12 protein-coding genes and 1 other RNA gene are annotated in these 12,971 nt (G+C 54.2%); 5 read left to right on the forward strand and 8 right to left on the reverse strand.

What is annotated here, in order from left to right; translation table 11 throughout:
* Positions 1 to 29: 29 nt before the first annotated feature.
* A complete protein-coding gene (locus GGR95_RS07890; RefSeq protein ID WP_184564531.1) occupies positions 30 to 326 on the reverse strand; it encodes a hypothetical protein in 297 nt (98 codons plus the stop codon).
* Positions 327 to 882: 556 nt separating this feature from the next.
* On the opposite strand from GGR95_RS07890, the gene GGR95_RS07895 reads away from it, so the two are divergent.
* Positions 883 to 3,744 carry an Rne/Rng family ribonuclease gene (locus GGR95_RS07895; protein WP_184564533.1) on the forward strand — a complete coding sequence of 954 codons (2,862 nt, stop codon included), beginning with the start codon at positions 883 to 885 and terminating at the stop codon, positions 3,742 to 3,744.
* Positions 3,745 to 3,818: 74 nt separating this feature from the next.
* Here the strand turns inward: GGR95_RS07895 and GGR95_RS07900 are convergent, their stop codons facing one another.
* A complete protein-coding gene (locus tag GGR95_RS07900) occupies positions 3,819 to 4,040 on the reverse strand; it encodes a sulfurtransferase TusA family protein (protein ID WP_184564535.1) in 222 nt (73 codons plus the stop codon).
* Positions 4,041 to 4,135: 95 nt separating this feature from the next.
* On the opposite strand from GGR95_RS07900, the gene GGR95_RS07905 reads away from it, so the two are divergent.
* From GGR95_RS07905 to GGR95_RS07920, 4 genes are all read left to right on the forward strand, one after another.
* Positions 4,136 to 4,888, forward strand: coding sequence for a cytochrome c biogenesis CcdA family protein (locus GGR95_RS07905; RefSeq protein ID WP_184564537.1), 753 nt, complete (start codon positions 4,136 to 4,138; stop codon positions 4,886 to 4,888).
* A gap of 68 nt (positions 4,889 to 4,956) precedes the next feature.
* Positions 4,957 to 6,252: a hypothetical protein gene (locus tag GGR95_RS07910; RefSeq protein WP_184564539.1), complete on the forward strand. Its 1,296-nt coding sequence runs from the start codon at positions 4,957 to 4,959 to the stop codon at positions 6,250 to 6,252.
* The gene (locus GGR95_RS07915) at positions 6,249 to 7,601 is read left to right on the forward strand and encodes a cytochrome P450 (RefSeq protein WP_184564541.1); all 1,353 of its coding nucleotides are present in this window, start codon (positions 6,249 to 6,251) and stop codon (positions 7,599 to 7,601) included. Before GGR95_RS07910 ends, GGR95_RS07915 begins: the two co-directional genes overlap by 4 nt.
* Positions 7,602 to 7,683: 82 nt before the next feature.
* Complete coding sequence (locus GGR95_RS07920; protein WP_184564543.1) at positions 7,684 to 8,577, forward strand: fructose bisphosphate aldolase; 894 nt, start codon at positions 7,684 to 7,686, stop codon at positions 8,575 to 8,577.
* 101 nt (positions 8,578 to 8,678) lie between these two features.
* Here GGR95_RS07920 and GGR95_RS07925 read toward each other — a convergent pair whose 3' ends face one another.
* The 6 genes from GGR95_RS07925 to ssrA form a co-directional block, all read right to left on the reverse strand.
* Positions 8,679 to 8,912: a ribbon-helix-helix domain-containing protein gene (locus GGR95_RS07925; RefSeq protein ID WP_184564545.1), complete on the reverse strand. Its 234-nt coding sequence runs from the start codon at positions 8,910 to 8,912 to the stop codon at positions 8,679 to 8,681.
* On the reverse strand, positions 8,909 to 9,085 hold the full coding sequence (locus tag GGR95_RS07930) for a DUF4169 family protein (RefSeq protein ID WP_184564547.1): 177 nt from the start codon (positions 9,083 to 9,085) through the stop codon (positions 8,909 to 8,911). The genes GGR95_RS07925 and GGR95_RS07930 overlap by 4 nt, the downstream gene beginning before the upstream one ends.
* The gene (fumC, locus tag GGR95_RS07935; protein WP_184564549.1) at positions 9,082 to 10,473 is read right to left on the reverse strand and encodes a class II fumarate hydratase; all 1,392 of its coding nucleotides are present in this window, start codon (positions 10,471 to 10,473) and stop codon (positions 9,082 to 9,084) included. Before fumC ends, GGR95_RS07930 begins: the two co-directional genes overlap by 4 nt.
* Before the next feature lie 63 nt (positions 10,474 to 10,536).
* Positions 10,537 to 11,016, reverse strand: coding sequence for an SspB family protein (locus tag GGR95_RS07940; RefSeq protein ID WP_184564551.1), 480 nt, complete (start codon positions 11,014 to 11,016; stop codon positions 10,537 to 10,539).
* Between the two features lie 81 nt (positions 11,017 to 11,097).
* Positions 11,098 to 12,369: a chromate efflux transporter gene (chrA, locus tag GGR95_RS07945; protein WP_246423321.1), complete on the reverse strand. Its 1,272-nt coding sequence runs from the start codon at positions 12,367 to 12,369 to the stop codon at positions 11,098 to 11,100.
* A gap of 131 nt (positions 12,370 to 12,500) precedes the next feature.
* Positions 12,501 to 12,850: a transfer-messenger RNA gene (gene ssrA, locus GGR95_RS07950) on the reverse strand.
* Positions 12,851 to 12,971: the final 121 nt, after the last annotated feature.

Consider the following 12,971-nt stretch of genomic DNA (forward strand, 5'->3'; position numbering starts at 1 on the left):
TTGATGGTTTGTGCGGCGGGTTTGCCGGATTAACCTTGGCCCATTTTATAAAGCTGTGTGGCATTACCTTCGTCATCGGTGCGGCACATCCAGCGCTGCTGCCCTGTGGGCACGTCAATGACGTATTGGTTGATTTCGACGACGGGCAAGCTGGTGTTCGCTTGGGCGGGTGATCCTGCTTTGTCGCTCACGGCCTTAATGCAGGTGCGGTTTGCGCGTGCATCGCGCCGAACGTCGGGATCTTTGTCAAATTCTGTGGGGTCGCAGGCCGAAAGGGCCATGACTACTGTGCAGAGTAACAAAGCAGGGCGCATGAAATAAACCATAATGTCTCCTGGGTAACGGTGATGAGTGCGAAAACACCCTGTATATGATTAGAGCGTAAGCCTAAACTCTTGTGACAGCAACACACTGCTGTCGGGATTTCAGGGGGGAATTTTGTGCGTTTTACAAAATTGCAACGCGCAAGTGTAATTGCCCATTGTGTTTGCTGCCCACGTGCACTTATCTAGAGGGATGGGTCACTTGCGAATATTCGCAGTATTTTGACCCTTGAAGAATTTCGCTGCCAACATCGTCGTATCGTCGTTGTTTGGCACCCGATCGTGCCGGAAACGGTAAAGTGACGCTGATGGACGTTGAGGGCAAAGCGCCTGAGATAACACAGTTTTTAATGGATGCGCGGCACGCCTTGGACAACAAGGCTGTGATCCCGTATCGGAGAAGAACCGCGATGACGCGCGCAAACGCTGATAACAGTTTTGGGAGTGGCCCTTGGGGCCGCACTGCTGCGCCGTCTCACATCGCCCTGACAAGACACCCGGCCCAACGGACAGCCCCCTCAGGGAGGCCCGTGCGTTCGCGCCCGTGCAAAAGAGTACAATGCCTAAGAAAATGCTTATCGATGCCACCCACGCGGAAGAAACCCGCGTTGTTGTGGTTGATGGAAACAAAGTCGAAGAATTCGATTTCGAATCTGAAAACAGACGCCAGCTTGCTGGCAACATTTACCTCGCCAAAGTAACGCGCGTTGAGCCGTCCTTGCAGGCGGCGTTTGTGGATTATGGCGGCAATCGCCACGGCTTCCTTGCTTTCTCGGAAATCCACGCTGATTATTATCAAATCCCTGTAGCGGACCGTGAGGCTCTGCTAGAAGAAGAGCGCGCTTATGCGGCTGCCCAGTTAGCCAAGGACGAAGAAGACGAGCAACCCAAGCGTCGCTCGCGTTCACGTTCGCGCAGCAGACCCAAGGCAGAGGGGGCGGCTGACGACGACGCCAAAACCTCAACCGAGATTGAGGGAATGGAAACCGTCGATCTGGATGCAGATGATGTAGAAGTATCTGAGGATGAGGCCTCTTCTCCGATGGAGCGGGTTCAGGAATCGCCTGTTGATACGCCAGAAGAACAAGCTGCTGACGATCATGATGCCCATGGCGATCATGACGCGGATGAAGAAGACGAAAGCGTATCTTCGGATGCAACGGCCAAAGATGACAGCATCGAATCCGTTGCTGAGGAAGATGACAGCGCCGATATTCGCCCTGTGCGTAAACCACGCGTGCGTCGCTACAAAATTCAAGAAGTGATCAAAGTCCGCCAGATCCTTCTTGTACAAGTTGTCAAAGAGGAGCGCGGCAATAAAGGCGCGGCCCTTACAACCTATTTGTCGCTTGCAGGCCGTTACTGCGTTTTGATGCCGAACACAGCACGAGGCGGCGGTATTTCCCGCAAAATCACCAATGCTGTAGACCGCAAAAAGCTCAAAGAGATCGCGCAAGAGATCGAAGTGCCACAAGGCGCTGGCCTGATCGTGCGTACAGCAGGGGCCAAGCGCACCAAAGCAGAGATCAAACGCGATTATGAATACCTGCAACGCATGTGGGAACAAATCCGCGAATTGACGCTGAAATCTGTTGCACCGGCAAAAATCTACGAAGAAGGCGATCTGATCAAACGCTCGATCCGCGATCTTTATAATCGTGACATTGACGAGGTGTTTGTTGAAGGCGAACGCGGCTATCGCATCGCCAAGGACTTCATGAAAATGATCATGCCGTCCCATGCAAAGAACGTGAAGCGCTACACCGAAAACCTGCCGCTGTTTGCACGCTATCAGGTCGAATCATACCTGTCGGGTATGTTTAACCCAACGGTGCAACTGCCTTCGGGCGGGTATCTGGTGATTGGTGTGACCGAAGCGCTGGTGGCTGTTGACGTCAACTCGGGGCGTGCAACCAAAGAAAACTCGATCGAGCAAACCGCCTTGAAAACCAACCTTGAGGCCGCAGCTGAAGTTGCACGCCAACTGCGTTTGCGTGACCTTGCGGGCCTGATCGTCATTGACTTCATCGACATGGACGAGCGTAAAAATAACGCCGCCGTTGAAAAGATGATGAAAGATAAGCTCAAGACGGACCGCGCGCGTATTCAGGTTGGCCGGATTTCGGGCTTTGGCCTGATGGAAATGTCACGCCAGCGTCTGCGCCCAGGCATGATCGAAGCGACAACACAGCCGTGTCAAGCCTGTCATGGCACGGGTTTGATCCGTTCAGACGACAACCTTGCGCTGGCGATCTTGCGGGCCATCGAAGAAGAAGGCACGCGCCGCCGTTCACGCGAAGTTCTGGTCAAAGCCCCAGTGGGCATTGCCAACTTCTTGATGAACCAAAAACGCGAGCATATCGCGCATATCGAATCGCGCTATGGCCTGAGTGTTCGGATTGAAGGGGATGTTCACCTCGTTAGCCCTGATTTCTCGATTGAGAAATTCAAGACCGCTACACGTGTTGTGCAGCAGATTTCGCATATTGTGTCGGCTGATACGACATTGATGGATGAAATCGACGAAGCCGATGCCGCCGCAGCCGAAGCCGCAGAAGCCGCGATTGCGAGCGAAGCGGAACAAGGTGAGGCTGTGGCCACTCCTGCTGATGCACCTGTGGGTGAAGATGGTGAAGAGCGGCCCAAGCGCAAACGCCGTCGTCGTCGTCGCAGCCGTGGTGGACGTACAAACGGTGACGATCAGCAAAACGGTGAAAACGGCACTGACGATGCGAACGGGAACGCGGCAGAAACGACTGCGGATAGCGAAAGCGCTGATGCAGTAGAGGTGCCAAAACCGGCTGATGAGAACGGTGAAGAGGCTCCCAAGCCGCGCCGCCGTTCGCGCAGCCGCAAGCCCAAGGTTGATGCCACGGCTGAAGCTCCCGCTACTGAGGCGGAGGCAGTCGTTGCTGAAACACCGGTAGTTGAAGAGGCCTCTGCGCCCGACACAGCCGAGGCAGAGCCGAAGCCGAAACCCAAGCGGACACGTGCCCCCCGCAAGCCCAAGGTCGCAGCAGCAGTTGCTGCTGATGCGCCCGTAGCTGTGGACGGGCCTGTTGCTGAGGATGCGCCAGAAGCCAGCGCAGAACCTGTTGCTGCTGACGCGCCAAAGAAACGGGCACCGCGCAAACGTGCTGCTCCGAAAAAGGCTGCTGAACCTGAGGTCGTTGCTACAGCGCCAGAAGTTGAGAAAGCCGAGGCAGAGCCAGCACCAGTAGCCGAAGTGCAGGTTGCACCCGCGCCAGAGACCAAAGCTGCTGCGGAAGTGACAGCGGAGCCTATGGTGGAAGCAAAGGTTGAACCTGCGCCTGAAGCCAAAGCCGAGCCCGTCGCAGAAGCTGCACCAGCCGCCGAGCCTGTGGCAGAAGGACCTGCCAAGCCAAGACGTAAAGGCTGGTGGTCATTGGGCGGCCGCTAGGGCGCTTTCACGGACTGAACAGCAAAAAGGCAGGCTCTGGGAGCCTGCCTTTTTCATTTGTAAAATCGTTTGGTTTAGGCCGACTTCTCAATGATATAGATTTGCGTATCACCGTCTTGAAGGCTCTCAATTAGCTTGTGACCTGATTGCGCGCAAAAATGCGGGACATCAATCACAGCAGCGGGATCATCTGCGCGCATGTGAAGCCTGTCCCCGATATCCAGAGATTGCAGGCGTTTGCGTGCTTTGAGTACAGGTAGGGGGCACAGCAGCCCTGTTGCGTCTAGTTTATGCATCATCGGTCCTGATTATGCCGCATGTTACAGCCTGTCCACAGCCTTGTGACAATGTGACAGGTGACGGCGGCGGATGTAGGGTGTAGCAGGGGTATATGTTTGGAATTGAACTCATAGACGCAAGTCTGATACCCGCCATGACCGTTGCCTTGCTCGCAGGCATCATCAGCTTTTTATCGCCTTGTGTGCTGCCAATTGTGCCACCCTATCTGGCTTATATGAGCGGAGTCAGCCTCAATGAAATGAGCTCGATCTCTAGCGCACGGCGACGTGCTGTTGTGGCTGCGCTGTTTTTTGTCATGGGGTTGAGCACGGTATTCTTGCTCTTGGGTTTTACCGCCTCGGCGTTCGGTTCATTTTTCCTGCAAAACCAGATATTGTTTTCGCAGATTTCAGGCGTGGTTGTGATTGTTTTCGGCATCCACTTCCTTGGGATATTCCGTATTCCTTTCCTTGATCGCGAAGCACGTGTGGACGCAGGCGATAAAGGCGGCTCATCCTTTGGCGCTTACCTGCTTGGGCTTGCCTTTGCCTTTGGATGGACACCGTGCATTGGCCCCCAACTGGGCGCGATCTTGTCTCTGGCAGCGGGGGAGGCTTCGGTCTCACGCGGGACGTTGTTGTTGGGGATTTATGCACTGGGATTGGGGATACCTTTTCTACTGGCCGCAATGTTCATCACACGCGCTGTCAACGTGATGAACCGCCTCAAACGTCATATGAAAACGATTGAACGCGTGATGGGGGTTTTGCTCATCTCTGTGGGTGTCGCGATGCTGACAGGGGCGTTTTCAGCGTTCAGTTTTTGGCTGCTAGAGACCTTCCCCGCATTGGGCAATATCGGCTAGGCAAAAGCCTTACTTTGGCCGAAAATCCGCGCTAGCATTGGCAAAACAACATTGAGGCCCTGAGCACCATGGCTGCCCCTGCACATAAGCCCGTCACCAAACGGGCGGTTTTCTACATTCCGGGCTATGATCCGATACACCCGCGTCGTTACCGCGAATTGTACCGCAGTGAATCTGCCGCTCAGGCCGAGATATCAGGGTACGGGATATCCTTGTCTGCGCGGCAAGGTGGTGCGCGATATGGGTGGGATGTCAAAGGCTTGATCAACGGCGCGCATGTGGATGCTTCGGTGGATGTATTGGTATGGTCTGATATCGTTCGCGACAGCATGAACACCTCTGTTCTGGCTACCTACGCTCAACTTTTGCAGACTGCATGGGTCTATATTGGCACGGGCGCGCTGTGGCGGTTGATGCGTTTACGCAAAGGCCCTGTGATTGCCGCGCTGTATCCCATTGGGATGTTATTATTGCAATTGATCTTTGCGCTGGTGGTGGGGGGGCTTGTGTCTGCTGCGGTCTCAACATGGGTGTTGGAGCCTGCGATGACCGCCGTGCTGTCGCTTTTTTCTCAGAACCACGTCGCACTCGCGTTTATGGGGGCGCTGGCCCTTACTTCGGTGGTGGCGTGGGGTATTTTCTTCTTAGTTGCATGGCGAATATTACATTGGTTCAAGTCGAAAGACGGCAAGTTGTTTGCCTATTACCTCATGCACGATTACGCCTATGGCGCAGCCACACGCGGGGCAAACACGCCCCAGCTTGAGGCGCGTATGGCTGAGTTCGGAGCTGCGATTGGTGAGGCTTTGGCATCCGATGTGGATGAGGTTTTGGTTGTGGGCCATTCCTCGGGCGCGCATCTAGGTGTGTCGGTTCTGGCCGATCTGATCCGTCAGGGCCATGCAAGGCAAGACGGGCCAGCTTTGGGGTTCTTATCGCTGGGGCAGGTGGTTCCGATGGTGTCATTCTTGCCAAATGCCCAACGTCTGCGCGCTGATTTGGCATATTTGAGCGCACAAGAGAGGTTGAGTTGGGTGGATGTCACGGCACCCGGGGACGGCTGCGCCTTTGCTCTGTGTGATCCCGTTAGTGTGAGTGGCGTTGCACCTGCGGATAAACGTTGGCCCTTGGTATTTTCTGCGGCTTTCACCCAAACGCTCAGCCCTGCACGCTGGAAAAAACTGCGGTGGCGATTTTTCCGACTGCATTTTCAGTATCTTTGCGCCTTTGACCGGCCTCGAGATTATGATTACTTCCGTATCACTGCAGGTGCTCTAAGCTTGGCTGAACGATATGCGGATAGACCTGCGTCAAAATCGCGGATCGAAAAACCGGTGAATAAATTTACAAGCATGACACTATGATCTTACCGCCAAAACCCCCCAGCAGACCGGACAAAGTTTCACTTTGGCATTACGCCAAGCTGTTTCGTGCTGACCTGTTGTCTGCGCAACCTGCTCGCCTGTATCGCGCATGGATGGCAGAATTTCGAACGCCGTTCTTTCGCAGCTATCTGATTAACCAGCCCGAATTGGTGCAACGTGTTCTAAAAGAACGCCCCGATGATTTCCCGAAATCCACACGTGTGAATGAAGGGTTACGTCCCTTACTGGGCGACTCTGTCTTTGTCACCAATGGCGAGACGTGGAAACGCCAACGTCGAATCATTGATCCCGCCTTTGAGGGGGGACGTTTGCGCGTGACGTTTCCTGCGATGTGGGATGCTGCGGAAGCCTCTGCAATCCGGTTGGAGCAGCAGCTGGGACAAGAGATCGACATTGAGAGCGAGTGCAGTCATGTGGCCGCCGATGTGATTTTCCGAACGTTGTTTTCGCTGCCCATTGAGCATCATCTTGCACGAGATGTGTTCGAGGAATTTCGCATCTATCAACGTAGCCAACCTATATTGAACCTCGCGGCACTGATCCCTTTGCCGCGTTGGATGCCACGCCTCTTTGGCAAAGACACACGGCGCAGTGCTGCCCGTATTCGCGCGCTTATCACCGAATTGACGCAAAACCGCGCGGATGAAATTGCGGCAGGCACCGCTCCCGAAGATTTGGCAACAAAGATAATGACCACAGCTGATCCTGTGACCAATGAACGTTTCACCACAGAGGAAATGGTGGATCAGGTTGCGATTTTCTTTCTTGCGGGCCACGAGACAAGCGCATCTACCTTATCTTGGGCGTTATATCTGATGGCGCTTTACCCTGAGTGGCAAGACAAGCTGGCCGATGAAGCGCAGGCATTGGAAGAATGCGATTTTGCAGTGATGGGAAAACTGCGTTTAAGCCGCGACGTATTTCGCGAAACCTTGCGCCTTTATCCGCCTGTACCGATGATGGTGCGCGAGAGCGCATGCCCGGAACAGATGCGGGAGCGCGATATCCGCAAAGGATCACAATTGGTGATCAGTCCTTGGCATTTACATCGACATGAACGCCTGTGGGACAATCCTGATGGTTTTGATCCGACACGGTGGCAAACAGAGAATGGCAAGGCCTGTCAACGTGAAGCATTTATCCCCTTTAGTGCAGGCGCGCGTGTCTGTCCGGGGGCAGGATTTGCGATGATTGAGGGGCCACTGATACTCAGCCGTATTCTACGGGATTACCATGTGGCAGCAGGGCCTGTTCCTGTCCCCGTTGCACATTTAACGGTACGGGCGAAAAGCGGTATTCGCCTCACGCTCACCCGCCGTGAGCGGTAACAGCGCACAAGCGACTAGCGCAGCGCAATGGAACCCATTAGAACGGGGCAAACTCAAATTTCAGAACACAAAGGCAGTATTCATGTCCGTAAAAGACGCACAACGTACCCGTATGGCAACCGCACCTGGATTTATCGCAGCATTAGATCAATCGGGTGGCTCTACACCAAAAGCGCTGGCGCAATACGGCGTTGAACCCGCAGATTATTCTGGCGAAGTTGAAATGTATGCAGCGGTTCACGCGATGCGCAGCCGGATCATTCTGGCGGATGATTTCACATCTGACAAAGTGCTGGGTGCAATTTTATTTGAGCGTACAATGGATAGCGACATCAATGGAAAACCAACGGCGCAGCTTTTGTGGGAAGACCGTGGTGTGGTGCCTTTCCTTAAGATTGATAAAGGCTTGGCAGACGAAGCTAACGGCGTACAGTTGCTAAAGCCGATGCCAGAGCTGGATGCGTTGTTGGCCAAGGCAAACACCAAAGGTATTTTTGGCACTAAAGAACGCTCACTTGTATTGGAAGCAAATGCGCAGGGCATTGCGGATGTCGTGGCACAGCAATTTGACGTAGCACGTCAGGTTTCTGCCGCGGGTCTGGTCCCGATTGTTGAGCCTGAAGTGCATATTGAGAGCGCCACCAAAGCAGACGCGGAAGCGATGCTTGAAGCCGAAATTATGAAACACTTGAATGACTTGCCTGAAGGTGTGGATGTAATTCTTAAGCTGACTATCCCAACCCAAGCAGGGCTATATGATGCGGCGGCTGATCACCCGCGTGTGTTGCGGGTTGTGGCATTGTCTGGGGGTTATTCAACTGAAGTCGCCTGTGACTTGCTGAGCCAGAACCACAAGATGATCGCAAGTTTCAGCCGTGCATTGGCCGAAGGCCTGAGCGTCAAGATGTCTGAATCAGAGTTCAACACAGCACTGGGTCAGAACATCACCAAGATCTACAACGCGTCGGTTGCTTAAAAGTCGGAATATTGTGAAAATATGGACCGTTTCCTTTGAATGGAAGCGGTCCATATTTAATTGCGTAAAACGCGTGATGACGCAGTTTGCTTAGCTATATGCTAATCCGGTTTTGGCAGTCGATCTTTTAAATCTTCCAAAACGTAAACGCGAATGGCCGACGCCAGTCCGCTATCCATTCCACGCATCGCATCAATTTCAGCCACTAGTGCGTTGATTGGTAATGTTTTTCTTTGGGCGATACTGCGAAGTTCCGCCCAAAAAGGGGCCTCTAGTGAAATAGAGGTGCGGTGCCCGTGCAAGGTCACGGAGTGCTTGACGGGCCGCGCATTCATGTTTCCCGCTTATGACCTTCGAGATTGCGTGCGATCAACTGAGCGCGCGCTTTTAAAGCCTCTTTCTGAGACTTGGACTGCCCGAATTTCACAGCGTTTTCATCCGCTTGTGATTTTCTGGCAGACCGGTCACGGTCTTTACGCGCCTTGTTCAGGCTTAGGGGAGAACTCATTTTGGTCCAATCATATTTTCCGGCCGCACAACGCGGTCGAATGTCTCGGCGTCTACAAAACCCAGCGCAATCGCCTCTTCTTTGAGGGTCGTGCCGTTTTTATGGGCTGTTTTCGCAACTTTGGTTGCGTTGTCATAGCCGATCTCTGGAGCCAGTGCAGTGACCAGCATCAGCGATTCGCGCATCAGTTTTTCGATACGGTCGGCGTCAGCCTTCAAATCAACGACAAGGTTGTCGGTAAATGCAGATGCCGCATCGCCCAAAAGCTGCATGGACTGCAGGACGTTATAGGCCATCATTGGCTTGTAAACGTTCAGTTCAAAGTGGCCTTGTGAACCTGCAAAACCAACGGCTGCATCATTGCCAAACACATGCGCGCAGACCTGTGTCAGGGCTTCGCATTGGGTCGGGTTTACTTTGCCCGGCATGATAGATGAGCCCGGTTCGTTTTCAGGCAAGATCAATTCGCCCAAACCGCAACGCGGGCCAGAGCCAAGTAGGCGAATATCGTTTGCGATTTTGAACAGGCTGGCTGCAACGGTTTTTAGGTGGCCAGAAATCTCGACCATCGCGTCATGTGCCGCGAGGGCTTCGAATTTATTAGGCGCAGTAATGAAGGGCAGGCCAGAGATGCGTGCCATATTGGCGGCAACAGTTGTATCCCAACCGACCTTGGTGTTCAGGCCTGTACCCACGGCAGTCCCGCCTTGGGCCAGTTCATAAATACGTCCAAGCCCGTCTTCGACGCGGCGGATGCTCATCGCAACTTGGTGTGTGTAGCCAGAAAATTCTTGGCTCAGCGTCAGTGGCGTCGCATCTTGGGTATGCGTGCGACCAATCTTGATGATGCCCTCAAATTCTTCGACTTTGGCTTGCAGGGCTGCATGCAGTTTCTTCAGGCTGGGCAGCAAGACGTTATGCGCCGTGGTGGCTGTGGCGATGTGCATCGCGGTGGGGAAGGTGTCGTTGGATGACTGCCCCATATTGCAGTGATCATTGGGGTGCACTGGATCTTTTGAACCGATCACGCCGCCCATGATTTCAATCGCGCGGTTGGCGATAACTTCGTTGGCGTTCATGTTGGATTGTGTGCCGGAACCTGTCTGCCAAACAACCAATGGGAAGTTGTCGTCAAACTTGCCTGCGACCACTTCGGATGCGGCTTGCACGATGGCTTTGCCACGTGTTTCATCCAGTGACCCTTGGGCCATGTTGGCTTCGGCGCAGGCTTGTTTGATCACACCCAATGCGCGCACGATGGCGATCGGCTGTTTTTCCCAACCGATGGGAAAGTTGATGATCGAGCGCTGCGTTTGCGCACCCCAATATTTTTCGGAAGGGACTTCCAACGGGCCAAAGCTGTCTGTTTCGGTACGGGTATCGGCCATGGGGCGCTCCTGAAGTAGATTTGTTCAGGGGCTGTTTAACGGGTGACGCGGCTCCGCGCTACCTTATGTTTTGCGAAAACTGTCCAGAGACACGATTTCGGCGGCCTTTACCGGCTCTTCTTCGACTTCCAGCTCGGATTCCTCGGTCTGTGTCAGATCTTCGGCATCGTCAGCTGACTTGTCGCCGTCTTCTTGTTGCTCAAAGCGCAGGCCAAATTCTACTGAGGGGTCCACAAAGGTGCGGATGGCATCGTAAGGAATGTAAAGCGGCTCTGGCGCTTCGCCAAAGTTCAGCGTGATGAAAAACCCGTCATCCGTCACTTGTAGGCCATCAAACCAATGCTGGATTACAACGGTCATTTCATCTGGATAGCGGTCAGAAAGCCAATCGGCCAGCTCTGCATCGGGGTGGGACGTATCGAAGGTTATGAAAAAGTGATGCGCGCCCGGCAGGCCGTTGTCTGCAATATCTTGCAAAACTTTGCGGATCAGGCTGCGCATAGCGTCATGCATGAGATTGCCATAGTCGATGGTGCGGCCCATGTTCATTCCTTCGGGTGTTGTTAACTACTTCTAGCATAGGCGATTCCGAGCGGGATGAAAGGGGCTGCGCTCAGTTGGTGGTCAGATCATGCCAAGCCCAAGGCCACAGGCCGCCAGAATGGCCATCACACGGACAAACCCCATATTGAGCCACAGCATCATTACAGCGGCCAAAGCTGTCAGGCCTGCCGCAGCGGGATCAAAGCTGATCCAGTCGGGCAGGGGGAGGGCAAGTGGTGAGGCTGTACCAACTGTGCGAAACAACACGTGCACGGAAAACCAGACCGTGAGATTTGCGATCACACCAACAACAGCAGCGGTTATGGCCTGAAGAGCGGCAGAGAGGCGCGGCTGTGTGCTGATCTTTTCTAAATAGGGGCCAGCAAGGAATATCCACAAAAAACAGGGGGTAAAAGTAACCCAAAGCGTCAAAACCCCAGCCGCAATGGCTCCGCCAACGCCTGATTGCGCAAACCCAGCCAGAAGCGCCACGAATTCAGTCACCAGAATAAGCGGGCCCGGCGTGGTTTCTGCCAGTCCCAAGGCATCGATCATTTCTTTGGTTGTGATCCAGCCCATGTCGGTCACGACCGTTTGCGTCATATACCCCAGAACCGCATAAGCTCCGCCAAAGGTAACAATGGCCAGTTTTGAAAAGAAGAGGCCAAGCTGGAGTAGGAAGCTGTGATCCAGCGCCCAAAGCGCTAACAGCGGGAGCGCCCAGAGCAGGCTCCACAGCGCGATCACCCGAATGGGATTGGCTGATATGGGGACGGCGGTCGCCGATGTGGTGGCAGGCAGTGCGCGCCACATGCCCCACGCTCCCGCTGCAAGGATGATGAGTGGGAAAGGCACAGCAAAGGCAAATAGGGCGACGAAGGACAGCACAGCCAAGACCCAGCCTTCTGTGCCAATCAGGGCTTTGGCCGCTACTTTCTTGAGGGCTTGGAAAACAACAACGATCACCGCCGCCTTGATGCCTAGAAATGCGGCCTGCACCAGCGGCAACTGGCCATAAGCGGCATATAGCAAGGCCAGCACGGCAATCACCAATGCACCCGGGACCACAAATAATAGCCCTGCAAGCAGCCCGCCTGCTGTGCCGCGCATGCGCCAACCTGCGTAGGTGGCCAGTTGCATGGCCTCAGGGCCGGGCAACAGCATGCACAGGCTAAGGGCGCGCAGGTAGGTTTGCTCGCTCAACCAGTTGTTTTTCTCAACCAGTTCTTCGTGCATCAACGCGATCTGTGCGGCGGGGCCACCAAACGATAGCAGACCAATGCGGCCAAATACGCGGGTCATCTCACGCCAGTTAGGGATTTGAGAAAGCGGCAGGTCGGTCGGGGCAGCCATGGCATGCATCCTTACGTCACTGGAAACATGCGAACTTTGGCGGGCGCCTTCGGGGGGCGTTCGCAGTTAAAACCCCATGGCAGAAGGGGTCGCATATCATTGCACATCGGTCAATCTGGAGAAGGGGGTAAAGTGCAGGTTTCTGTTGCCAGGTACCTGCGAACCCCGCCTTAGGTCGCTAAACGTAAGGACTTAAGTTTCAATAGTTCCGGTCGCTTACGCGGCCATCGCCATTGGAGCACGATTGTCATTTGCAATTGTACAGTTTTCGCCGATAACGGTGGCAGACAGCCGAGATAAAGCATAACCCCTTTAGACGTTCGTCGATCCTGTTTCGACCCCATGATCCGCAAATGACGGATGATTGGTGGAGTCGCCGGGTACCGCCCCCGGGTCCGAACCGCTTATTACGAGCGCGTTTATATCCATAGTCCCGAAGGACAACTCATATATAGGGGCAGGTGGCCGCCGTTGCAAATGCTGATGTGTAAAAAAGTTACATGTGGGCGATTAGGGGGCGAATCTATTCACAATATACGCGTCTTGAACGCAGGCACCGCCGCGCGATACATGCTTTTTTGCGGCGGAATGGGTCGGAAACA

It is taken from the genome of Sulfitobacter undariae, assembly GCF_014196805.1.
Taxonomy (GTDB): Bacteria; Pseudomonadota; Alphaproteobacteria; order Rhodobacterales; family Rhodobacteraceae; genus Sulfitobacter; species Sulfitobacter undariae.

What these genes read in the sequence shown, in the direction of transcription:
- GGR95_RS07890 (WP_184564531.1), bottom strand. Translation starts at nt 326, where the DNA reads ATGGTTTATTTCATGCGCCCTGCTTTGTTACTCTGCACAGTAGTCATG.
- GGR95_RS07895 (WP_184564533.1), top strand. Translation starts at nt 883, where the DNA reads ATGCCTAAGAAAATGCTTATCGATGCCACCCACGCGGAAGAAACCCGC.
- GGR95_RS07900 (WP_184564535.1), bottom strand. Translation starts at nt 4,040, where the DNA reads ATGCATAAACTAGACGCAACAGGGCTGCTGTGCCCCCTACCTGTACTC.
- GGR95_RS07905 (WP_184564537.1), top strand. Translation starts at nt 4,136, where the DNA reads ATGTTTGGAATTGAACTCATAGACGCAAGTCTGATACCCGCCATGACC.
- GGR95_RS07910 (WP_184564539.1), top strand. Translation starts at nt 4,957, where the DNA reads ATGGCTGCCCCTGCACATAAGCCCGTCACCAAACGGGCGGTTTTCTAC.
- GGR95_RS07915 (WP_184564541.1), top strand. Translation starts at nt 6,249, where the DNA reads ATGATCTTACCGCCAAAACCCCCCAGCAGACCGGACAAAGTTTCACTT.
- GGR95_RS07920 (WP_184564543.1), top strand. Translation starts at nt 7,684, where the DNA reads ATGTCCGTAAAAGACGCACAACGTACCCGTATGGCAACCGCACCTGGA.
- GGR95_RS07925 (WP_184564545.1), bottom strand. Translation starts at nt 8,912, where the DNA reads ATGAATGCGCGGCCCGTCAAGCACTCCGTGACCTTGCACGGGCACCGC.
- GGR95_RS07930 (WP_184564547.1), bottom strand. Translation starts at nt 9,085, where the DNA reads ATGAGTTCTCCCCTAAGCCTGAACAAGGCGCGTAAAGACCGTGACCGG.
- fumC (WP_184564549.1), bottom strand. Translation starts at nt 10,473, where the DNA reads ATGGCCGATACCCGTACCGAAACAGACAGCTTTGGCCCGTTGGAAGTC.
- GGR95_RS07940 (WP_184564551.1), bottom strand. Translation starts at nt 11,016, where the DNA reads ATGGGCCGCACCATCGACTATGGCAATCTCATGCATGACGCTATGCGC.
- chrA (WP_246423321.1), bottom strand. Translation starts at nt 12,369, where the DNA reads ATGGCTGCCCCGACCGACCTGCCGCTTTCTCAAATCCCTAACTGGCGT.